This is a genomic window from Natronoarchaeum sp. GCM10025703 (assembly GCF_042661985.1).
Classification (GTDB): domain Archaea; phylum Halobacteriota; class Halobacteria; order Halobacteriales; family Natronoarchaeaceae; genus Natranaeroarchaeum.
This window is the reverse complement of the sequence record NZ_JBHSZF010000001.1, coordinates 1,141,753-1,160,924: the sequence shown is the minus strand read 5'-3', so window position 1 is coordinate 1,160,924 and position 19,172 is coordinate 1,141,753. Positions and strand designations below refer to the sequence as shown.

Genomic DNA, 19,172 nt, shown 5'->3' with positions numbered 1-19,172 from the left:
TCGAACACGTCTACGTCGCGGGCTATCTGGCGATCCTGACCGGCCGCTCGCGCTCGACCGAAGACATCGACGTGTTGCTCGAACCGATCGACGAAGCCGAGAGTGAGCGCCTGGCCGAGCGTCTGAAACGCGAGGGCATGTGGGGACCTGCAATGCCGCTCGACGATCTACACATGATGTTGAGCGACGGGGACAATATCTGGGTCGCGCCGGACGAACAGGTAATCCCACATATCGAGGCGAAGTTCGTCGACGACGAGGCGGACCGTGCCTCACTTGACCAAGCTATCACTGCCCGGGTTGGCGACGCCGAACTGCCGGTCGGGCCGCTCGAACTGCAGATCCCGTACAAGCTCTACCTCGGAACGCGCACGGACATCGAGGATGCGGCCCACCTTGTGGCGCTGTTCGAGGAAAGCCTTAGGACCGAGGAACTCGAAAAATGGGTGCGGAAACTGGCTGTCGAGGACGACTATGACCGACTCAGATCTTCGTGACCGACTCGACGAGAAACACAAGCGCAACCGGGAGCTCCGGCTGGAAGCGATTCGTCGGTGGGTCGAGTTTATCGAGGAGCACCCACCCGAGGTATGGGGACCACAGCAGAACAGGCTGGTCGAGTCCCAGCTACAGTCGGCTCGCGAGACCGGACTCGATGCCGAGCACTACCGGTGTGTCGAGCGGGCTGGCGAAGCCAAGCGGGAGTGAAAGAATCTACCAGCGGGCAGACTGCTACTCGTCGCCGACGTTGTTGAGCGCGCTGTTCAACTCGAAGAGTTCCCGGACGACGTCGCTGTCTGCAACCCGGTACCGACGTGGAGACGTGCCTGGAACCTCCTCGATGAGTTCGACCTCAAGCAGAAGATCGGTATAGTTGCCGACAGTCTGGCGTGTGACACCGGCGTGCTCTGCAAGTTCAGTTTTGTTGAATTCGCGGTTTGGCGGAAGATCGAGCAACGCATCTACGAGTATCGGAACTGCGTCGTGCTGCGTGAGGTAGAGCCATCCGCTTGGGTGCTCCTTGCGGAGTTCCTTCTTTTCGCCGCGGTCAGCCGCATGGTCCATGCTGCTCATACAGAGAAACAACGGCTGTTCGTTCATAAGTATTTCCACTACCGTTAACAGCCATTAACAGTATTTATGTTCCAGCGGCTATATCCACCGATCATGCAGAAGCCGTCAGTGAAATGTGCCCTCCTGGCAACGATGATAGCGAAACACAGGTGGGGCTCGCCGATCACGGAGGATGCTCTCCTGGATCTCTCAGCGATCGATGGCGACTATCCCACGGCGCGTGATGTCTTCGCCGACCTGCGCAGCGAACCGTATATCACGTACCGCGGAAGCCGTGGTATCGAGCTCAACAAGAGCAACTTCGGCAAACTCGCCGATGTCCTTTACCACGACTGTGGCTGGGAGCCGTGGGAGATCGATAGTCGGCTGAAACACTACGAAGGTATCGACAATCACGACTAGGCATGAGCACGGTTCTGCACATATCGAGGATGCGCCACCTTCTGGCGCGGTTCGAGGAAAGCCTTAGGGCGGATGAACTCGAAAAATGGGTACGGACACTGGCTGTCGAGGACGACTATGACCGACTCGGATCTTCGTGACCGACTCGACGAGAAACACGAGCGCAACCGGGAGCTCCGGCTGGAAGCGATTCGCCAGTGGGTCGAGTTTATCGAGGAGCATCCACCGGAGGTGTGGAGAGCCCAACAGAACAAGCTGATCGAGTCCCAGCTACAGTCGGCTCGCGAGACCGGCCTCGACGCCGAGCACTACCGGTGTGTCGAGCGGGCTGGCAACGATGAGTGAAACAATCCGATTTCTTTCCGTGATAAGGATGATTAGGGCGGGAGATGTCGATCGTACACGTTTCGTCGGTGACCGACTGCTTCGACGATCAGAAGGTCGTCGTCACGATCCCACGTAATGATCGCCCGGTAGTCGCCAGCGCGAAGCTTGTAGTACGGGTAGCCGGACAGGCGTTCTAGTCGCTGTTCCGTCTAGTCGGTCGCTTCGTCGACCTTGTTCATTACGCGATCAGCAACTTGCGGATCGAGCGTTTCGAGGTGTTCGATCGCCTGTTCGATGTATTCGACGTTACTCATCGAGGCCGAGGTGTTCGATCGCCTGTTCGGTGTATTCGACGTTACTCATCGAGGCCGAGGTGTTCGATCGCCTGTTCGGTGTATTCGACGTTACTCATCGAGGCCGAGGCGTTCACGAACGTCGTCGGCCGAATACGTTTCTCCGCGCCCCCGTTGCTCGCGACTGTCTTCGAGCGCGTCGAGCACCTCTTCAGAGAGCCGCTCCGGCGGGTCGATCCAGTCCCGGAGCGCGTCGCGAATCGCCTCCGATCGTGACGTATAGCCGCGGCGCTCGTACTCCTGGTCGATCACTTCGAGAAGTCGATCCGGAACCCGGACGTCGATCTTGGACGTACCGTTGCCGTCACCAGCGTCATTAGTATCAGTACTCATTATTGTGTGAGACGCATGTCTCACATATAAGCGTTTCCCGTACCGGAAGCGTTAATGGGGAGCTACAGTCCATTCCCACACAGCATCTCGGTGATTCTGAAGCCACCACCACCTCCAATCTCGGTTGCTGATAGCAGACGCGTTCCTCTGATACCGATCATCTACAGCTCCAGAGTTGTGGAGTTCCTACCCCTCAATCGCGTCCTCGACCAGTGCCCGCGCCTCGTCGTACAGCTCCGCGGTAGCCGCTTCCGTACGACCCTCCGCCGTAATCCTGACGAGCGGCTGGGTGCCGCTGGCGCGGACGAGGAACCAGCCGTCCTCGCGTTCGACGCGGACGCCGTCGAGACTCTCGACACCATCGTACTCTTCGTGTGCGCGCGTGGCGACCGTCTCCATCAGGTTGCGTTTCCCCTCGACTTCGATGCTCTCCCGACGGAGTGGGTACGAGGGGAGTTCGGCGAGCAGTTCGGAGAGCGGGCCCTCCCGGTCGACCAGTGCGGCGAGTTTCGCCGCGGCGAGCGGGCCGTCCGGAGCCAGCGTTTCGTCGGGCCAGATCCAGGCCCCGCTTGGCTCTCCCCGAAGACGACGTCGTCCTCGCGGGCTCGTTCGGCGACAAATACGTCACCCACGCGTGTGCGCACGAGCGATCCACCGATCTCTGCGAGAACGTCGTCGACCGCGAGGCTGGTGTTCAGCGGCGCTGCCACGACGTCGCCGTCGCCCGCCGCTCCGCGGGCGAACAGCGCGAGCAGGGCGTCGCCAGCGGGGAACTGGCCTGTCTCGTCGACGACCATCATCCGATCACTGTCGCCGTCGTGGGCGATGCCGAGATCCGCGTCGGTCGCGGCGACGTGTGCCTGCAGGGTGCCACAGGCCTCTTCGGTCGGCTCGCTGGGTCGGCTGGGGAACCGGCCATCCGGCTCGGCGTTCAGCGTCTCGACCGAGCAGCCGAGCGCCCGGAGCGCGCCAGCGGTGATACCTCCCGCGCCGTTGCCGACGTCGACGACGACCGACAGCTCCTCGACCGGATCGACGGCGTCGACAATAGCATCTCGATGACGTGCCGTGGCGTCCGACCAGGCCGTTTCCGTGCCGACTGCATCCCAGTCGGCCGGGGCATACTCGTCGGCCTCCACCAGTTCGGCGATCCGTCCCCGGCGGGCTTCATCGAAGGCCATCCCCGACGGCGTCCAGAGCTTGATGCCGTTATCCTCGGGCGGGTTGTGCGAGGCGGTGATCATCACGCCGACGTCCGCGTCGCGCCACGCCACTGCCCGTGCGAGCGTCGGTGTCGCAACCATCCCGCAGTCGATCACGTCCCCGCCAGACTCCCGAACGCCGGCAGAGAGGGCGTCCCTGAGAACTGGCCCCGTCGTGCGAGGGTCCCGACCGATGACGACCCGTTCCGCTCCGTCGGCGACGACTGCACGTCCGATCACAACCGCCAGATCAACTGTAACGTCAGTGCCGAACTGCCCGCGAACACCGCTTGTACCGAACATAGTTGCACTTGAGAACGGAGACAGTTACAGTTATGCGATCCACGATGGCGCTGTAGAAACCACCGCAGGGCCGGGGCGTGGCTCCAGTAGGACGCTATGGATTCGGCGGGCAGAGAGACGGATCAGGTAACCGCAGACGACAGCACCGCGGGTCGCCGTCGAATCGAATCGCAGGCGTCGCCCGACTGGTGCCCGCCTGCACGACTGTTTCCCGTCAGTGTATGGGAACCGGCTTCACGATTCCGGGCAGCGTGTCCGTATTGCGTCGCGCTCGCCGGAGGTAGAACCCCTCAATAAGCTGGAAATAGGGATATACGGTAGTTGATTGAACTATTAGATATGGACCTATCACTCGGTTCCCGGAGTCGCCGATTCGCGGTGTTTGTGATGGTGATGATGCTGGTCCTCTCGCTCGGGACTGGCGTCGTCGCCGCACAGTCGTTCCAGGGCGCCTCCGGCACGGTCGTCGTCGAGGAAGGAGAAACGTACGACAGCATCAGCGGGATATCGGGATCGATCATCATCTCCGGGACGGTCACGGGTGACGTCTCCGGGGTATCCGGCCAGATCCACGTAACCGAGACCGGAGTCGTCGAAGGCTCCATCGATGCCGCCGCCGGGACCGTGCTCATCGACGGGCAGGTGGACGGAGACGTCAGCGCCGGCGCGGGCCACGTCGAAGTGAGCGAAACCGGCGAGATCGGCAACGATTTCGACGTCGGAACGGGCTTCCTTCGGGTCGACGGGCGCATCGGCGGTGACGCCCGGGCCGGCGCTGCGACGATCGAACTCGGACCGAACACGGACGTGGGCGGCGAGTTCCGCTACGACGCGGGAAGCTTCACCCAGGACTCCGCCGCGACCGTGACCGGTGGCGTCGTGCAGGATTCGAGTCTGGGCAACGGCTTCGGCGTTACCACCGATCTCAGCCCGGTGTCGTCGACCTTGACGACGATTTACGGCCTGTTCGCCAGCCTCCTGCTCGGCGCGGTGCTCCTCGCGGCGTTCCCCGCGTTCTCTAGGGGCGTCGCGACGAGAGTCTCCGAGACACCCGTCACAGCCGGCGGCGTCGGCTTCCTGACGCTGATCGCAGTTCCCGTCGTGCTCGTGATCCTCGCGATCACGATCGTCGGGATCCCGCTCTCCGTCGGCGGCGCGATCGTGTTCGGCCTGGGGGTCTGGGTCGCCGTTATCTACGGCCAGTACGCCGTTGCGGCCTGGGCGCTGGGACTCGTCAGTGCGGACAACCGCTGGCTCGCGCTGGTCGTCGGCCTCGTCGCTTTCACCCTCCTGGGGGCGATCCCGTTCGTCGGGAGCCTGCTCGAGTTCTTCACCCTCCTGCTCGGACTGGGCGCGATCACCCTCGGGCTGCGCGAGGGCTATCGCTCCCGCCGCGAGCGGCGAACGGAGGGGCGACAGGCCACGCTCAGCGAGGCAGCGAGCGACAGGTCCGGTAGCGGGGCGAGCGAGTAGCGCACAGCTGTCAGCGCCCTCACTCGTTCTCGAAACCGAATACCGACCAGTCAACTATCTCAGCGGATGATCGTTACTGATACAGGGGAGCGGAATACGACGGTTTCAGCGACCTGGCCGACCAACGATCGATCTTCCTCGGCTCGCCCATGCACTCCCATTACGATATGATCGACAGCGTTCTCTCTGGCGTACTCGGGAATCAGACGCTGTGGATCTCCGATAGCCGATTCGGTGTCGATCTCTCGATCGTACTCGGCAGCGATCTCGTCTGCCTTCGAGAGCAGGTGATCTGCTGCCTCCCGTTCGATCTCGTCCCACTTCCCGGACCCACCGAGCAGTTCGGCTATGGACGTATCGTTCACGTCGTATGCCGGTTCGTAGATGTTCACCACATGGTAGGCGATTACCGCTGCGTCCGGGAACTTTTCGAGAGCGTGTCGAAGCGCCTTCTGTGATAACGGTGATCCGTCGATCGGAACAAGGACTGTTTCCCCCATACCGTTAGAGTACTCTCGCTACGGATTTATCTGCTCCCCCGAGTCACCGGGGGCCGCCTGGTGACTCACGACTCACACTGGCGAGTAGCGCTCGAATCGGCCGACAGCGTTCCGGTACAGCACCACGGCGACGAGCACGCCGCCGAGCAGACCGGCAAGACCGGCGCGGGCGGCCGCCGGCGCGACGACGGCAGCCATCCGGTGCGGGAAGATGTCCCAGCTCTGGCCGAGGCAGTACGAGTCCGTGAACGTACTGTCGGCCCGAGACGGCTGTGAGCGTGATCGGGGGCAACCGTCCCTCATCGCCGAGGGGGGTCATGATTGAAATACGCATAAATGTGGCGTTGCGTATAAAAAGCAATATCAAATTGCTATTCGACTCTAAAACGGTCTAAAAAGAGTTATTGGCATTCTCAATATTTCCTGTTAGTCACAATATTAATCCCTACTCGACCCATGTGTAGATCTGTAATGAATTCTCAAAAAGGTCGTTCGTTCGGCGCAGCATTCGTCCTCTTGCAGGGAGTAGCGACTGCGCTTTTGCCGCAATTGAGTGTCAAATTCACGAAACAGATGATCGGGAAGAACTTTGACAACGCCTCCGAACTCGAGGCGACCCCGGAATATCTCCGACAGGTGCGCGCGATCGGCATCGGTATGGTCGCCGCAGCCGGGACGGATCTTCTCCTGCAAAGCACCGAAGAGTCAGATTCCGACTCTTCTGGGACCGACGAATCCGACGAGAGCGAGGGACAGGAGAACTAATCGCGCCAATACTTCTTTTCGGGTGGGAACCTGAACTGTAGCTCCCCCAGAGACGCGCTCTGCGTTGATCATGGAGTCAATGACCACGGCAATCAGGCCCCCTGATCCTGGCGTTCGCGCCGAGTGGCCCGGCGTCGACCCTGCTGTGCATCCGGGCTGATGCTTCGGGAGCGAGTGATCCGAACGCTGGGCCCGCCGCCTGGTGACTCGCGACTCACACTGGCGAGTACCGCTCGAAGCGACCGATCGCGTTCAGGTACAGCATTACAGCGACGAGCACGCCCCCGAGCAGCAGTAGCCCGCCACCGACGAGCTGGAGCCGTGCGAGACCGATCGACTGGATCACCTCCCCGAGGTTGGCGAACGATTCACCAACCCTGATCAGGACGCCGCCGTCCGATCGACTGAGTAGCTGCAGGGAAATCGCGGGGAGAAAGCCGAACAGGCCGGCAAGACCGGTGCGGGCGGCCGCCGGCGCGATGACGAGTGCCGCGAGCACCCCACCGGGAACGGTCGTCAGTCCGGCGTGGACGACGACGGCAGCCATCCGTGGCGGGAGCACGTCCCGGCTCTGGCCGACGCTGATCGCGCTAAAGCGCGGGAGCGTCATCCCGATTGCCGGCGTAATGGTGGCTGCAACGCAGGTGAGATACACGCCGAGGACGACCAGCCCGACGTGCTCGCTGGGCGAGTACGGCGAGAAGACGCCCCCGAGCGCCGTCAAAGCGACGACGACCGGGAGCCCGAACAGCAGGCTGGGCAGTACGAGTCCGCGGACGTACTGTCGGCCCGAGACGGCTGTGAGCGTGATCGGGAGCAACCGTCCCTCGTCGCCGAGGGGGTTCATCGCGAATAGCGCACCGGCGAGCCACGGGAGGACGACTGCGAACACCGGCGTCGCCACAGTACCGATCGCTCCGGCTTCAAGCGCGCCAGTGGCAAGCGGACCGCTCATCGCGATCACGGGGATCAGGATGAACGTCAATCGGTTCGGATCCCGGCGCGTGCGTAGCAGTGCCCACTCGGCGACGCGCCGTACCGGCGTCGAAACGAACTCGGGGACCGCCAGCGGAGCGATGGCCGCGGCGAGCGGGTCGCGACGCAGGTCTCCATCCGTGGCACTCGCTGTCGTCTCCGTCGTATCCTCGCTATCGACGCTGACCGGTTCGCTGAACCACAGCGCAACGGTCTCGTGCTCGATGGCGACGCCGCCAGCGCCGAGCACGGCCAGACTGACGACGACGGCCCCACCGGCACGGAGTGGTGCCTCGGCGAGGCCGGTGCCGAGGAGGGCGAGGTCGAGGAGCCACGCGATGGGGAGTGGCGCGAGCAACTCCGGCGTGATTCCGGAGATCTGTGGAAAGAAAAAGACGAGATACAGCCCCGTCCCGGCTAGCGAGGCGACCGAGGCGAGCACCGTTCTGTGTCTGGCGACGAACCGCGACGTCGCGACCAGCCAGGCTACCGCGTAGCCGGCGACGGCCGCCGCGACGACGGCCGTCACGGCAAAGAGCGCCGCCGCGACGGGCACGACCACCAGACTCACGGGCGCGCCCAGCAGGCCAACGCCGACCCCGGTTAGCACGAGTACGGGTGGGGCGAGATACGCGAGGATCCGGAGCGTCTCCGCGACGACCATCCCGCCGGCAACCGTCCGGGCCGACACCGTCGTGAGCATCAGCGATTCGGCGTCGATCCGCGAGCGGGCCGAGACGACGCGCTGGCCGAGCAGGAACACCGCAAACAGCCAGAACAGCGCCACCCACCCCCGGAAGAGGTCCGGTTCAGGAAGCGCATCGACACCGCGGATCGGATCGGAAAAGATGACGGCGAAGACGGCCGCCATGAGCGAGGGGACCATCACGCCGAGTGTCATGAGGGCGAACCGGGCCTTGTCCGCCCAGATGTCCCGAACTGATCGGCGGAACTCGAAGATGCCGACGCTAAGTACGTTCGCTGGCCACCCTGGCTCAGCCATTCCTCGCCTCCGCGTCGACTGCCGGATCGGTCTCGGTCAGTTCGAGGAAGACGTCTTCGAGCGTCTGGGTCCCCGCCTCCGTTTCCGCGGGCTGAGTGAGGGCTTCAGGGGATCCCTCGGTGACGAGGCGTCCGTCGTAGAGGATGCCGACCGTGTCAGCGACGTCTTCGACGACCGGCAGGATATGCGTCGAGAGGAAGACGGTCGTTCCCGCGTCGGCGAGGTCCGTGATCATCTCCCGGATGGTCCGGGCCGCCCGGGGATCGAGGCCGGACGTTGGTTCGTCGAGAAACACGACATCGGGCTCGTGGAGAACAGCCTGAATGTACGCCGTTTTCTGGCGCATTCCCTTCGAGTACTCCGCGATCCGCGTCTCCGCGTCGGCCGCGAGGTCGAGCGCATCGAGCAGCCCGTCGATCCGTTCTCGTGTGGACGCTTCGGGCAGGTTCCGAAGGCCGGCGACGTACTCAGCTGTTCGAGCGCGGTCGCCTGCTCGTACAGCGGTGGCTCTTCGGGCAGATAGCCGATATGCGAGCGGAGCCCGTCCCGATCCGTGACAGGGACACCGGCGACGGTGGCGCTCCCACTGGTCGGTCTGGTGAGGCCGGTGAGCATCCGCATCGTCGTGGTTTTTCCGGCACCGTTCGGTCCGAGGAAGCCGTAGACGACCCCCTTCGGGATGGAGAGGTCGAGGTCGTCGACGGCAAGCGTTTCGTCGTATCGCTTCGTCAGCTGTGTCGTTTCGATTCCAGTCATTGGAGGGCGATATTTCATGTGTATCTGTCAAAGGGAAAGTAGTTACCCGTATTCGATTGAGAGATGTACTCCTTCAGAGTGACCGAGAGCCTCACCCAATCAGCTGAGAGTCGTACGGAGTACGGAATTCAAACAGCTTCCAGCGGTCCAGACTACAGGGGGACGTCGGTGAGGTCGGAGGGGGTGATCGTGGCTTCGACGATTGCCCTGTCGTCTTCCTGTTGCTGAGAGGTTTCGTCATACTGACCGAATAGCTCACCATCGGCGCTGTTTTCGTCGATCTACGTCTCAACATCTCCCGTCGGCCGTTCGTGCTTAAAGACGAGTACCCACTGTCTGATCGCCTTGGATTCCTCAAAGCAAAGTGACATTCCGTGGGCGACTTCCGCACCGACGGCCCACGATGGTGAGGAGCTCGCCACTGCATCGACACGCCGCGTACACGCTGCCGGCAGCGGTCGACTCCACTGAGCGACCCCGGAGGAGGTCTTCCTCATGCGCCCGCCTGAAGATGACGCTCGCCTCTTCACGTCGCGACCGAGTGAGATCGAGCGCCCCCACGAGCCGCGCAATCTCTCCACAGGCACGCACCAGGTTCCGTTCCTTCTTTGATCGATATCGCGCTCGACCGTGTTGTCTGCGAAGCCGATGCAGTTGTCGACGCTTCCTGCTCGAGAGGCTGTTTCCGTTCGCATCGACCCGCCGCCCGATCTCAGTCGAGAGGCCGCGGTCGTGTCTCGCAGGCGTGAGCGGTGCCCCCGTTCGTGTTCGCTCGGGAGTCCCGCCCGCGAACGATCGCTTCGCCGCTGCATGGTCGATCCGGTATTCGTCGACGATTACTCCACACTCAGTGCAAGTCGTTTCTCCGCCAACAGTCTGCAGGCCCCCATCGCATTCGGGACACGCCGTTCGGTTTGTCGTCTGTCCATCGTCTTCGTCGAAGCCAGTTTCGTAGACATCTCTCAGTGACATACTCTGTACACAGGACATTCTTCAGAACGCCCCGCACCCGTCAGGGGGCGATAGAAATGGCATGCGGAAGCGATCAGTTACCTACGAGAGGCTCTGTTCAGAATACTCAATTACTGCTAAGTTCTGACCCGGTACGGGTGAGTACAGAGTGTACAGATAGCATCAGCTCGGACGTGTAGCCTGCCAAAAAATCGAGAGTGGTGTCTGTCGCTGTGAACGACAGTTGTGTGTCAGTATTACTGTCGGACGACGTTCTCTGCGCGAGGCCCCTTGGGCGAGGACTCGATATCGAACTCGACCTCAGTACCTTCCGTGAGGTCTTCGCCGCCGACGTCTTCCATGTGGAAGAACACGTCTTCGTCGTCGTCGAGATCGCCGTCATCAGTCGAAATGAAACCGTAGCCGCCAGTGTCGTTGAAGAAGTCAACCTTACCGTTTGCCATTACAAACAAACAGAGGAGTGGATAAGGGATAACCCTTGCGAGGGTCGAGGTACCACGACTCTTCACGCTACATTCGCAGTCTTCGGCGAGCGGCTGTACAGTTGTCGGTCTCGTCAACTGGGAGCATTAACACGCAGCAAGTCATAACACCTCCACTTACACGAACTGGATCCACGATCGACAACCCATATGACGGTCTCAGGGGAGACCTCACTGCTCAGTGTTTTGTCTATTAGGCACCTCACGTCGTCCCGTTCTGACACACTCCCAGCAGGGCAGTCCATCCGGAAGCGCAGTGCAGACGCATCCAGTGTCCGAGCCGTCGCCTTCACTGGTATCGTCTTCCTCTGCTGTTGTCTGAGATCGGTCCGTCGATACCTGGCTCGCTCTCGGTGGGGACGAGTCCGGGGTATCTCCCGCGGGTTCTGAGGTAGATCGTGGTTTCCCACCATCAGCGGCAAGCTGTCGGTCGACTGCTGCATCCAGGATCGGTCGTCGAATCGCAACGGCGACTCGATGCTTGCACGCGCTCTCGTAGTTCGCGTCGGCGAGACACTCACACCCAGTGGGGAGCCCGCCCTCGAGCGTGACGAGGTACTCGTGATCCTCTGGGTTCGCATGGCTGCCGTTTCTAACTCGTACGCCGTCGTCCTCGACCGTGAACTCGAAGGCCTCGTACTGGGCTCGTTTGATCACTCTACTCGTTGCGTCTAGTTCGGATAGTGGAACACTCATTGGTAGGATTCGGTGGTTGCAGAAAGCGCGACTGCACAGCAGTCGCTCTCCGTGGTCAGGTACAATCGCTGTTCGACGTCGCCCCGTTCAGGAAATCTCGTACCTGATGACGTCCGTCTCGAAACAGTACGGACACAGCTCAGTCTCACTGGCAAGCGTCGTCCCGCAGTGACGACACTCGTGGATTCGCTCAGGGCGTTGTCGGCCGACGCGGAGGAGTACCGCAAGGAACGAACGGTTCATCGGTGTCGTGCCCTCCGTTGTGGGTCTGGGGCGGGGCGTGCAAGGTCCCACGACCGTGGGACATAGCCCAGTTGATCGATCGTGTCTGCGTGGGTTCGGAGCACCGCTACGAGGGCACGATCCGGCACACCGGCGTCGGCGTGGCTCACCAGCCACCACTTGAGCGCGTTCTCTGCATCGTCGATTTGGGAGTTCTTCGATGGGGTCACTTCTACTCAGCAGGCACTTTATGAGCGCGCCTGCACCCGTTGCAGGCGCTCAAAAAATCGCGGTGAGTAACGCCTCTCAACCGGGCAGCTGACTGTCTTACGTCTAGCTCCGTAGAAGTTCTTGTCTGATAACAGCTATTTGGATTCGGTGGTGAAGTGTTCGACACTGGTCCACAACTCGATACAGGACGAATGTGGAGGTCGTAGCTTCAGATTCGTTCGAGTAAGACTTTTAATTGTTACCGAAGTATTGGTAACTACCAGATGTACGAGGTACTTGACGACACGGCAGCACAGATCATCCTCGCCATTGAGAGTGGTGACTCTATCCGACGTGTCTCCCAAACCATCCACACGCCGTACGAAACGGTGAGACAGGCCGTCAACCGCCTCGAAGACGCAGGCTACGTCCGCTATGACGACGGCCTCTCAGTCGTCAACGACAACGTGAGTCACGCAGCACGCGAACTCATCGCTGCCAGCGCCAGCGTCAGCCCACCATCCATCGAGGAAGCCTACGTCCTCCCGGAGTTCGGTGACTGGCCGTTCGCGTTCACACGGATCGACGCCGTCTACGTGTGGACACAGGGCGGCTACCAGGTCGGTCGCGATCCCAACGACTATCCGCTGTTCCTTGCCGTCCGTGAGCATGACGTCGACGCCTGGCAGACGTTTTCGAATCGTTCGACCTCCCCACCGCATTCGAGCGGCAAACCCGAGACGAGCTGGATGGACCGCTCCAGGTCGTCCTCGATCCACAACCATCACTCGAAATCGAGCACGTCGAAGGCTATGCGGTGATCCCAAGAGCGGAGACGATCGAGTATATGCACGAGCACTACGCCCAGTTCCAGTCGGCGCTGGCGATGGTCGACCGGATGTACGACGACCTCGACCTTGGCGTCACATACCGGGAAACGGAAGGGGCACAGACATGAGTTTCCACAACCGGAGTGACGCGCTCATCGAACTGCTCGAGGAACTCACTCAGGCAGGTCACGAGTACGTTCTTGTCGGCGGCTATGCTGTATCGGCGTTCAACGCACGCTTCTCCACTGACCTCGATATCGTCGTCGCCCAGGATACCAAGGCGGGATTCATCGAATTCCTCGAACGTCGAGGCTTCGAGGAAACGGACAGCCACGCTAAGGAATGGTTCTACGACACCGAAGTTATCGAGTACGAAAAACGGCTCACGCCGCAGCAGCCGATCGGCTTCGATCTGCTGGTGAATGGACTCGGCTGCCGCCAGACAGAAGCACAATGGTCGTTTGACTACCTATACGACCACAGCCAACAACAGGAGGTCAGCAGTGGGACGATGACGACGACGGCCCGAGTCATCGATGGAGCGGTCCTCGTGGCGGCAAAGCTCCACAGCGGCCGTGAAACAGATCTTCGAGACGTCTTGGCGGTCGCAGAAGAGATCGGTCTCGAAGCTGTCACACCCCATCTGCGGCGAGGGGACGAGGACGCGCTACGAAGGCAACTTGAGCGTGGATCGGAGATCTTAGAGAGTGAGGTGCTCAAGCACGGCTATCAGAGTGATTTCGGGGCATCTGCTGTCTCGACGAAGACAGCCGTAGCACTCCAAGAGTATCTGTCTATACAATTTGATCAACTAGATTAATAACTGCTAGCAAGGAACCACGTCCTTCCTGTCAACCTGAACGAGTAGCGTCGAATGCTCCCCGTTGCTGTTTTCGATCACAAGTGAGTCCTCGTTGAACGCGTCCGGTTGTCGATACACCTCGAACTCTTTGGCGACCTGGTCATGCACACACGCAGGGTAGATCTGTTGTGTTTTCTGCACTCCCCTGGCCTCCAGTGCTGTTCGGCAGCGGGCGGTGACCGGTCCCACGACCGTGGGATGTGGCCAAGTTGATCGATCGTGTCTGCGTAGGTTCGGAGCACCGCTACGAGGGCACGATCTGGCACACCGGCGTCGGCGTTGCTCACCAGCCACCACTCGAGCGCGTTCTCTGCATCGTCGATTTGGGAGTTCTTCGATGGTGTCACTTCTACTCAGCAGGCACTTTGTGAGCGCGCCTGCACCCGTTGCAGGCGCCAATAAGTTCGCCCGTCAGTTACTCCAGTATCCATACTTCACAGCCCCAGATCTCATGAGGATTTCGGCGACGTCTTGGGGTATCTCGTCGCGTTCGTACTTTTGCTATACCTCGATTAGTACTTCATTCGAGAGCATCTCTCGAAGCGTCTCCCGAACTCCCTGACGGACGATTGTACTGCAGTTTACATTCGATGACGAAACCACTGTTTGTTGCGGGGACAGAACGCAATGAGAGACACTGAAAAGGAACTAGAAGCGCTGTTCGTTATCAACAAGAAAGCAAAGCAGTATGCTCGACGGGGAACCGAAGCATATGAACAGGGGCTCGGTGGAGTAGCAAAGGCCGATAGCCTGCGAAAGAGCGCACTCTACGAGCTCAAATCGCACGTTCTTGCGCGGCTGTATATGCTGGGTGACGTCGACGAGATACAACTACATCACATCGACGGTGCGAAGTACTACTGTCTTGAGATCCGCAACTATCAGTTCCACTCACCAGTCTCGGAGTTCCGAAGATGCCGTGGCTTCCCTTCCCACCGATGCAACGATAGAGAGTGAGGGGAGTCTGGACTCATCTGAGATCGTCGAGGAAACGGAGGATATCAAACATCTCGACGGGTTCACGACCTCGGAACGGGTTCCTGCAAAGATGATGAGCGAACGCGAGGCACTCCAGCACCTAGCCGAGGAGTTCAGATCAGCAAATACGTTCATATATCCATTTAACGACGGACGATCGATCGGATGGTCGTATCTCCCAGAGTATATCGAGGAGGGCACGGTACTCTCCGAATCCGAGTTTCGAGAGCAACACTCCAGTGAGTTTCTCTTTGCAGTCGGTGATTCCTTCCAGACGATCGAACATGGCCGAGTGACGATCGTGGATCGATACGGAAAGTGGCTTTCGAGACGGTTCTCACGCGATCCTATTCTCCCACGACCAGTCTACGATATTGACCTGCGTGAAGTAGACGAGCGAAAGACGGGCATTCGCAGGGAGCGCATTATGGATGACTGGCGAATCCACGTCGAAGATCCAGGCGATCCCCTTCCAGATGTTGACGGAACCCTTGCCGGCCAGGTAGAGTCCTACGACCTTGATTTCGACGCCGGCGACGTGCTCACGCTCGATAGAGGATTCGAAGAAGATCCCACAGAGTGGAGAGTTGACCATCTCTCGATATACGGCCTGCTTCTGGAAGTCCACCTGCAACCGTGCGGTGAAGAGTGGACAGAGCCACTCACTCCAGAGGAGTTTGTCGACGACATCGTCGAAATCACTCGCAAGTAGGTTCGAGATCTGCGTACTGGCGCCCATCTCTCTGAAGCCGTCGAGACACCCGTCTTCACAGGCAGTCGGGGAGGCTTCCTGGTCACTGGAATCGACACATCGGCTCGGCTACCGTTGCGTTCGTGTTGCTGGAGTGAGTAGGTGCCGAAAAGGGCCCGAGGACCTGCGCGTTGGAACGAACTATCGACGAGGAACGCTGTTCTGAAGGGCGGTCGTGATGAGCGGTCAGACCGCCGTTCCAGCAGTCCAACGGTGGTATTGCCGTGGTCACGAGTATCGCAACAGCGACGACGTCGGCATGCGCGCAGTGGCGTTCTGAGGGCCCGTGGCCGTGGTCTCGGTTACGCGGGTCGGCAGGTATCAAGAACCCGCCTGATTGGGGACGCCAGCGCGCAGAACTGAGCCGTACACTGGCTCACGCCTCGGTTGCGAGATCAGCGAGGACACGATCACCGACCGCGAGCACGAGCATCGCACCGACCAGATCGAAGACGAGGTCGAGGGCAGTGTCTTTTGCCCCGTACGGAACGAGTATCGCGTCGACACCGAGCCATCTGGCCACGGCCTGAATGGCGTACTCGAGGAGTTCCCACAGGAGTCCGAGACAGACAACGGCCGCGATGACTCGAGGCCGAGGATCGCGCCCCTGCCGCCGGCTGACTACGTAGGCAGCGCCACCGATAATCGTCGCGGAGTGAGTATGCGTCAGGTGATCCCACCACCACACATCTTCGTACGGACCGAGCATTCCGATAGCGTGGGTGATCATTGCGGTACTGATGTACGCACGGTGCCACGAACGGAGTTCGACGTCGAACGTCCATTCGACGAAATCGGGCACATAGGTGCCGACTACGCCGGCAACGGCGTTGACGACTGCCCCCGGATCCCCGCGGCGAATACCGGTGACGAACACCATCAATAACCCATAGCGAACCCCGCGTTCGATCTCGTGTTCGGTCGGAGCCCCCATTGTCTAGTCGATACTATATCCCGGCAGACACATATTGGTATCGAGATGTTTGGTGTGTGTTAGCATGGCGTGGTCGTCGTTCGTAGACGCACACTGTCCCTCTGGCACTCAAACACACCCACGCCGCCATCGACCTGGTCGGCTGATTCGTTCCGGAGATCGATCGTAATCGTCGACGAGCTCGAAGCGGGCGGTCTCCCCGAAGAGCTGACTGGCAAGGAAGACTGGAAGGAGCACCAGCACTCGACGTATTTGCCAGCCCTGACTATATCTGGTCTTCCACTGCCTCGATCAGGTGGGTTGCCGTCTCACGAATCCGCCCGAGTCGTTCGAGGATCACCTCGGGATCCTCACCCTGCCACGCCGCGAGGTAGAACGCAGAGCCGCTCATGTCGAGACCGAAATACCGCCCCACGAGATACGCGACGGCTTCCGCTTCGACTTCGCGTTTGGTTCGCTCCGGGCGATCAAGGTCGCCGCTGTGCAGTCGTGCGTGAGCGTACTCGTGGATGAGCACGCCCACGAGTGCCGCGGGGCTGGATCGGTCACGGACCTCGACTGTCGGCTGCTCGTCGACGGCGTGCGTGCAGATCCCATCTGCCTCGCCATGAGACCACTCCGAGTCGGGGACGATCCGGACGTCGATACCGAGTGGCCCTGCTGCATCGAGTACCCGCGGGAGCACTGCTTCGGCGTCGCCCTCGGCCTCGGTGTCGAGTTCAGGAAGTGGCTCTCCCTCCGTCTGTGAGACGTCGAAGACCGAGGCTGGCCTGAAGCTGACGAGGCCTTTCGACCACTCCTCGGGTGGCGTGTCCGTGTACTCACAGTCGCTTTGTTCGTGATACGATCTGGCGTTGCCACACTCCGGACAGCGCTTGGCGATGATCGGCGCCCAGATCCAGATGGCGTCTTCGCCCGCTGTAACCTGCCGATCGAACTCGGTTTGCCACGTTCGGTAGCCGGCGACGCGCGTCGCCTCCGGACACTGGAGGGTAATCAGGAGGGTGTTTCGATGCGAGTAGTCGTGAAACCGGCTCTGGACGTCGAGCCACGCTCTGAACGCCTCGCTGGTCGTCGCATCGTCGACGAGTTCGACCAGTTCTTCGGCCCACCGCTCGACCGTGCTGTGCATCTCCGCTGTTCGGGTATCGCTCTCTGTGAACGATACCCTCTGGGTTGCTGGTTTCATTGCTCAACTGCGAGGACACAGGTATCTCGAGTGCCCCGCACCCGTGAGGGGCACAAAAAATATTACAGTACTCTATGCGCTCGGAACGAATCAACCAGACGATGAAATCGAGGCGATCATCGAAGCGCGAGAGAGCTGGAACTCTTCAACCACTGCGCCAGAACGCGTTCGGCAGAAAGTTGAGCAGGCAGCTACGCCCAAGACGGCAAGTGGAATGGCGATGAGGCACTCGTGAGTGAGCCGACCGCTCGGAAGCCACCATCACGTGCCCGGCTTTTATACCAATCAAATCGGGAGCGTCTCGTCGAACGAGGCGGGCCCCAATGGGAAGATGCGGCGACCGCACCTAGGGAGGGTTAGTCGCGTCATTGAGCGGGTCGTCCGTCCCACTGTCGTAACCAGTCCGCCATAACTGGTGTACCGCACGCGCGACGAGGACGAGTTCCGTGACGCTGATACAGGACGCTTCGACATCGTCGGTATCGCCCGACGCGTTCGGCGGTGGGTGATAGTGAGCGTCGCCGTTGGGGTCCGGGTACTCGTGGGGATGCACATCCCATCGGAGGTCACGACCCGTGTTGTCGTTATAATGAACGTTGTAGTCACTCTGCACCGACCACCGGACGGTGATGGTCGCGCTCGCCGCCTCACCGATACCGTCATCAAGCTGAAGGCGCAGTTCGCTGGGACTCAACTGGTCGTCCAGCGACCCGTTCGCGAGTGGTTCGAGGCGCTCGAACTCGGAGCGAAAATCGTGGAGTGCGCCGGCGTCGATAGCGCCCCGAAGCGAGTGCGACTCGGTGTCTCGCATCGTGTCAGCTCATAACGCCTGCTTGTTCACCGTATTCGTCCGATTCGGTGTCCGCCCCAACGACCTCAGTCGCGTCAGCGAGTGCGAGCGCGGCTCGTGCGAGCTTCAGGTTCCGACGCGCAGTCTGCCACTCGGTCATGGTCGCCGCGTCCAGTTCCGCTCCATCGATTGCCGCTGCGCGCGGAGATTCTGCTCCAGTCTGGTCCTCGAACTCACGAACGGTCTCGCGAAGTTCCCTGACACGTGCTGATAGTGTCTCGATGTCGACGGAGTCGAGTATCTGCTGGGCACGTTCGAGAACGACCGAGCGAGGGGCACGTTTGTACCGCGTCCCGCGCTCGTCCGGAAGGGAAACTGCCTCGACGAATCCGTCCTCGGCGAGGATGTTCAGGTGCTTTCGTGCGGTCGTCTCAGAGGTCAGCGCACGCTCGGCGGTGGTGGCGACAGACTGGGGGCCGTACACCCGCTTCATCACGGTGCGAACGCGCTCGCCGGGACTGGTGTCCGCCTTCCACTCCTCGGTGACGCGCTCGTTCACGTCTGCCGGGCGGTCGTCGGTCATACATATTCTCGTGAGTGTAAGTATATTAATCTTGGGAGCAATATTCTTTCCTTGATCGTCGCGGTACACCATCGCATCGGGCCGGCGAGTCTGACATTCTTACGGAGAGTCAAGGAGAAAGCCCCACTTTTCAGCGCGGGGAGGATATCAAACTGTGGTGTCTCTGAAGAAGGGGCTACCAACAGAGCCAACACACTCGCCCGTCGT

General features: G+C 60.8%; 23 protein-coding genes and 4 pseudogenes. 10 read left to right on the top strand and 17 right to left on the bottom strand.

The features are described from left to right. Nucleotides 1-74 precede the first annotated feature (74 nt). Together ACFQH2_RS06595 and ACFQH2_RS06590 are read left to right on the top strand one after the other, a co-directional pair. Nucleotides 75-497 (top strand): hypothetical protein, encoded by a 423-nt coding sequence (locus tag ACFQH2_RS06595; RefSeq protein WP_377076572.1) that lies wholly within the window; start codon nucleotides 75-77, stop codon nucleotides 495-497. Further along, entirely contained in the window at nucleotides 475-708 is a 234-nt protein-coding gene (locus ACFQH2_RS06590) for a hypothetical protein (protein ID WP_377052044.1), read from the top strand. Before ACFQH2_RS06595 ends, ACFQH2_RS06590 begins: the two co-directional genes overlap by 23 nt. Before the next feature lie 24 nt (nucleotides 709-732). Here ACFQH2_RS06590 and ACFQH2_RS06585 read toward each other — a convergent pair whose 3' ends face one another. Continuing rightward, the gene (locus ACFQH2_RS06585) at nucleotides 733-1,074 is read right to left on the bottom strand and encodes a hypothetical protein (RefSeq protein ID WP_377052042.1); all 342 of its coding nucleotides are present in this window, start codon (nucleotides 1,072-1,074) and stop codon (nucleotides 733-735) included. 93 nt (nucleotides 1,075-1,167) lie between these two features. On the opposite strand from ACFQH2_RS06585, the gene ACFQH2_RS06580 reads away from it, so the two are divergent. Both ACFQH2_RS06580 and ACFQH2_RS06575 read left to right on the top strand, forming a co-directional pair. Then, nucleotides 1,168-1,476, top strand: a complete 309-nt coding sequence (locus ACFQH2_RS06580; RefSeq protein ID WP_377052040.1) for a hypothetical protein — start codon at nucleotides 1,168-1,170, stop codon at nucleotides 1,474-1,476. Nucleotides 1,477-1,593: 117 nt separating this feature from the next. Beyond that, nucleotides 1,594-1,821 (top strand): hypothetical protein, encoded by a 228-nt coding sequence (locus ACFQH2_RS06575; RefSeq protein WP_377052038.1) that lies wholly within the window; start codon nucleotides 1,594-1,596, stop codon nucleotides 1,819-1,821. A gap of 32 nt (nucleotides 1,822-1,853) precedes the next feature. On the opposite strand, the pseudogene ACFQH2_RS06570 reads toward ACFQH2_RS06575, so the two are convergent. The 3 genes and pseudogenes from ACFQH2_RS06570 to glmM form a co-directional block, all read right to left on the bottom strand. After that, nucleotides 1,854-2,117, bottom strand: a pseudogene (locus ACFQH2_RS06570) (type II toxin-antitoxin system RelE family toxin). Between the two features lie 90 nt (nucleotides 2,118-2,207). After that, entirely contained in the window at nucleotides 2,208-2,489 is a 282-nt protein-coding gene (locus tag ACFQH2_RS06565) for a ribbon-helix-helix protein, CopG family (protein WP_377052036.1), read from the bottom strand. 186 nt (nucleotides 2,490-2,675) lie between these two features. After that, nucleotides 2,676-3,994: pseudogene (glmM, locus tag ACFQH2_RS06560) on the bottom strand (phosphoglucosamine mutase). Between the two features lie 339 nt (nucleotides 3,995-4,333). Here glmM and ACFQH2_RS06555 point away from each other — a divergent pair. Continuing rightward, nucleotides 4,334-5,467 (top strand): cell shape determination protein CcmA, encoded by a 1,134-nt coding sequence (locus tag ACFQH2_RS06555; RefSeq protein ID WP_377052032.1) that lies wholly within the window; start codon nucleotides 4,334-4,336, stop codon nucleotides 5,465-5,467. A gap of 59 nt (nucleotides 5,468-5,526) precedes the next feature. On the opposite strand, the gene ACFQH2_RS06550 is transcribed toward ACFQH2_RS06555, so the two are convergent. Further along, complete coding sequence (locus ACFQH2_RS06550; protein WP_377052030.1) at nucleotides 5,527-5,967, bottom strand: universal stress protein; 441 nt, start codon at nucleotides 5,965-5,967, stop codon at nucleotides 5,527-5,529. Nucleotides 5,968-6,039: 72 nt separating this feature from the next. Continuing rightward, nucleotides 6,040-6,270, bottom strand: a complete 231-nt coding sequence (locus ACFQH2_RS06545) for a hypothetical protein (RefSeq protein ID WP_377052028.1) — start codon at nucleotides 6,268-6,270, stop codon at nucleotides 6,040-6,042. Nucleotides 6,271-6,423: 153 nt separating this feature from the next. Between ACFQH2_RS06545 and ACFQH2_RS06540 the strand changes: the two genes are divergently transcribed. Continuing rightward, the gene (locus ACFQH2_RS06540; RefSeq protein WP_377076571.1) at nucleotides 6,424-6,732 is read left to right on the top strand and encodes a hypothetical protein; all 309 of its coding nucleotides are present in this window, start codon (nucleotides 6,424-6,426) and stop codon (nucleotides 6,730-6,732) included. A gap of 214 nt (nucleotides 6,733-6,946) precedes the next feature. On the opposite strand, the gene ACFQH2_RS06535 is transcribed toward ACFQH2_RS06540, so the two are convergent. The 6 genes and pseudogenes from ACFQH2_RS06535 to ACFQH2_RS06510 all read right to left on the bottom strand — a co-directional run bounded on the left by ACFQH2_RS06535 (nucleotide 6,947) and on the right by ACFQH2_RS06510 (nucleotide 11,616). Beyond that, a complete protein-coding gene (locus ACFQH2_RS06535) occupies nucleotides 6,947-8,710 on the bottom strand; it encodes a hypothetical protein (RefSeq protein ID WP_377052024.1) in 1,764 nt (587 codons plus the stop codon). After that, nucleotides 8,703-9,056, bottom strand: a complete 354-nt coding sequence (locus ACFQH2_RS06530; protein WP_377076974.1) for an AAA family ATPase — start codon at nucleotides 9,054-9,056, stop codon at nucleotides 8,703-8,705. Before ACFQH2_RS06530 ends, ACFQH2_RS06535 begins: the two co-directional genes overlap by 8 nt. After that, nucleotides 9,042-9,466, bottom strand: a pseudogene (locus tag ACFQH2_RS06525) (ATP-binding cassette domain-containing protein); the annotation flags it as partial. The gene ACFQH2_RS06530 and the pseudogene ACFQH2_RS06525, both read right to left, overlap by 15 nt. Before the next feature lie 354 nt (nucleotides 9,467-9,820). Further along, nucleotides 9,821-10,438, bottom strand: coding sequence for a transcription initiation factor IIB (locus ACFQH2_RS06520; protein WP_377052020.1), 618 nt, complete (start codon nucleotides 10,436-10,438; stop codon nucleotides 9,821-9,823). A 236-nt stretch (nucleotides 10,439-10,674) separates the two neighbouring features. Further along, entirely contained in the window at nucleotides 10,675-10,881 is a 207-nt protein-coding gene (locus ACFQH2_RS06515; RefSeq protein WP_377052018.1) for a cold-shock protein, read from the bottom strand. A gap of 210 nt (nucleotides 10,882-11,091) precedes the next feature. Next, a complete protein-coding gene (locus tag ACFQH2_RS06510; RefSeq protein WP_377052016.1) occupies nucleotides 11,092-11,616 on the bottom strand; it encodes an SWIM zinc finger family protein in 525 nt (174 codons plus the stop codon). A gap of 716 nt (nucleotides 11,617-12,332) precedes the next feature. On the opposite strand from ACFQH2_RS06510, the pseudogene ACFQH2_RS06505 reads away from it, so the two are divergent. Then, nucleotides 12,333-13,006, top strand: a pseudogene (locus ACFQH2_RS06505) (RNA polymerase subunit sigma-70). After that, a complete protein-coding gene (locus ACFQH2_RS06500) occupies nucleotides 13,003-13,698 on the top strand; it encodes a nucleotidyltransferase domain-containing protein (protein WP_377052010.1) in 696 nt (231 codons plus the stop codon). Before ACFQH2_RS06505 ends, ACFQH2_RS06500 begins: the two are co-directional and overlap by 4 nt. Before the next feature lie 6 nt (nucleotides 13,699-13,704). Here ACFQH2_RS06500 and ACFQH2_RS06495 read toward each other — a convergent pair whose 3' ends face one another. Further along, on the bottom strand, nucleotides 13,705-13,848 hold the full coding sequence (locus ACFQH2_RS06495; RefSeq protein ID WP_377052008.1) for a hypothetical protein: 144 nt from the start codon (nucleotides 13,846-13,848) through the stop codon (nucleotides 13,705-13,707). Between the two features lie 519 nt (nucleotides 13,849-14,367). Between ACFQH2_RS06495 and ACFQH2_RS06490 the strand changes: the two genes are divergently transcribed. Together ACFQH2_RS06490 and ACFQH2_RS06485 are read left to right on the top strand one after the other, a co-directional pair. Further along, nucleotides 14,368-14,697: a hypothetical protein gene (locus ACFQH2_RS06490; RefSeq protein ID WP_377076570.1), complete on the top strand. Its 330-nt coding sequence runs from the start codon at nucleotides 14,368-14,370 to the stop codon at nucleotides 14,695-14,697. Nucleotides 14,698-14,791: 94 nt separating this feature from the next. Further along, the gene (locus ACFQH2_RS06485; RefSeq protein ID WP_377076569.1) at nucleotides 14,792-15,430 is read left to right on the top strand and encodes a hypothetical protein; all 639 of its coding nucleotides are present in this window, start codon (nucleotides 14,792-14,794) and stop codon (nucleotides 15,428-15,430) included. Nucleotides 15,431-15,845: 415 nt separating this feature from the next. Here ACFQH2_RS06485 and ACFQH2_RS06480 read toward each other — a convergent pair whose 3' ends face one another. From ACFQH2_RS06480 to ACFQH2_RS06465, 4 genes are all read right to left on the bottom strand, one after another. After that, nucleotides 15,846-16,403 carry a hypothetical protein gene (locus ACFQH2_RS06480; RefSeq protein ID WP_377052004.1) on the bottom strand — a complete coding sequence of 186 codons (558 nt, stop codon included), beginning with the start codon at nucleotides 16,401-16,403 and terminating at the stop codon, nucleotides 15,846-15,848. 265 nt (nucleotides 16,404-16,668) lie between these two features. Further along, entirely contained in the window at nucleotides 16,669-17,592 is a 924-nt protein-coding gene (locus ACFQH2_RS06475; RefSeq protein WP_377052002.1) for a DUF955 domain-containing protein, read from the bottom strand. Nucleotides 17,593-17,938: 346 nt separating this feature from the next. After that, the gene (locus ACFQH2_RS06470; RefSeq protein ID WP_377052000.1) at nucleotides 17,939-18,403 is read right to left on the bottom strand and encodes a hypothetical protein; all 465 of its coding nucleotides are present in this window, start codon (nucleotides 18,401-18,403) and stop codon (nucleotides 17,939-17,941) included. 4 nt (nucleotides 18,404-18,407) lie between these two features. Then, complete coding sequence (locus ACFQH2_RS06465; protein WP_377051998.1) at nucleotides 18,408-18,965, bottom strand: DUF7342 family protein; 558 nt, start codon at nucleotides 18,963-18,965, stop codon at nucleotides 18,408-18,410. Between the last annotated feature and the right edge of the window lie 207 nt (nucleotides 18,966-19,172).

What these genes read in the sequence shown, in the direction of transcription:
- ACFQH2_RS06590 (WP_377052044.1), top strand. Translation starts at nt 475, where the DNA reads ATGACCGACTCAGATCTTCGTGACCGACTCGACGAGAAACACAAGCGC.
- ACFQH2_RS06585 (WP_377052042.1), bottom strand. Translation starts at nt 1,074, where the DNA reads ATGAGCAGCATGGACCATGCGGCTGACCGCGGCGAAAAGAAGGAACTC.
- ACFQH2_RS06580 (WP_377052040.1), top strand. Translation starts at nt 1,168, where the DNA reads ATGCAGAAGCCGTCAGTGAAATGTGCCCTCCTGGCAACGATGATAGCG.
- ACFQH2_RS06575 (WP_377052038.1), top strand. Translation starts at nt 1,594, where the DNA reads ATGACCGACTCGGATCTTCGTGACCGACTCGACGAGAAACACGAGCGC.
- ACFQH2_RS06565 (WP_377052036.1), bottom strand. Translation starts at nt 2,489, where the DNA reads ATGAGTACTGATACTAATGACGCTGGTGACGGCAACGGTACGTCCAAG.
- ACFQH2_RS06555 (WP_377052032.1), top strand. Translation starts at nt 4,334, where the DNA reads ATGGACCTATCACTCGGTTCCCGGAGTCGCCGATTCGCGGTGTTTGTG.
- ACFQH2_RS06550 (WP_377052030.1), bottom strand. Translation starts at nt 5,967, where the DNA reads ATGGGGGAAACAGTCCTTGTTCCGATCGACGGATCACCGTTATCACAG.
- ACFQH2_RS06545 (WP_377052028.1), bottom strand. Translation starts at nt 6,270, where the DNA reads ATGAGGGACGGTTGCCCCCGATCACGCTCACAGCCGTCTCGGGCCGAC.
- ACFQH2_RS06540 (WP_377076571.1), top strand. Translation starts at nt 6,424, where the DNA reads ATGTGTAGATCTGTAATGAATTCTCAAAAAGGTCGTTCGTTCGGCGCA.
- ACFQH2_RS06535 (WP_377052024.1), bottom strand. Translation starts at nt 8,710, where the DNA reads ATGGCTGAGCCAGGGTGGCCAGCGAACGTACTTAGCGTCGGCATCTTC.
- ACFQH2_RS06530 (WP_377076974.1), bottom strand. Translation starts at nt 9,056, where the DNA reads ATGCGCCAGAAAACGGCGTACATTCAGGCTGTTCTCCACGAGCCCGAT.
- ACFQH2_RS06520 (WP_377052020.1), bottom strand. Translation starts at nt 10,438, where the DNA reads ATGTCACTGAGAGATGTCTACGAAACTGGCTTCGACGAAGACGATGGA.
- ACFQH2_RS06515 (WP_377052018.1), bottom strand. Translation starts at nt 10,881, where the DNA reads ATGGCAAACGGTAAGGTTGACTTCTTCAACGACACTGGCGGCTACGGT.
- ACFQH2_RS06510 (WP_377052016.1), bottom strand. Translation starts at nt 11,616, where the DNA reads ATGAGTGTTCCACTATCCGAACTAGACGCAACGAGTAGAGTGATCAAA.
- ACFQH2_RS06500 (WP_377052010.1), top strand. Translation starts at nt 13,003, where the DNA reads ATGAGTTTCCACAACCGGAGTGACGCGCTCATCGAACTGCTCGAGGAA.
- ACFQH2_RS06490 (WP_377076570.1), top strand. Translation starts at nt 14,368, where the DNA reads ATGAGAGACACTGAAAAGGAACTAGAAGCGCTGTTCGTTATCAACAAG.
- ACFQH2_RS06485 (WP_377076569.1), top strand. Translation starts at nt 14,792, where the DNA reads ATGAGCGAACGCGAGGCACTCCAGCACCTAGCCGAGGAGTTCAGATCA.
- ACFQH2_RS06480 (WP_377052004.1), bottom strand. Translation starts at nt 16,403, where the DNA reads ATGGGGGCTCCGACCGAACACGAGATCGAACGCGGGGTTCGCTATGGG.
- ACFQH2_RS06475 (WP_377052002.1), bottom strand. Translation starts at nt 17,592, where the DNA reads ATGAAACCAGCAACCCAGAGGGTATCGTTCACAGAGAGCGATACCCGA.
- ACFQH2_RS06470 (WP_377052000.1), bottom strand. Translation starts at nt 18,403, where the DNA reads ATGCGAGACACCGAGTCGCACTCGCTTCGGGGCGCTATCGACGCCGGC.
- ACFQH2_RS06465 (WP_377051998.1), bottom strand. Translation starts at nt 18,965, where the DNA reads ATGACCGACGACCGCCCGGCAGACGTGAACGAGCGCGTCACCGAGGAG.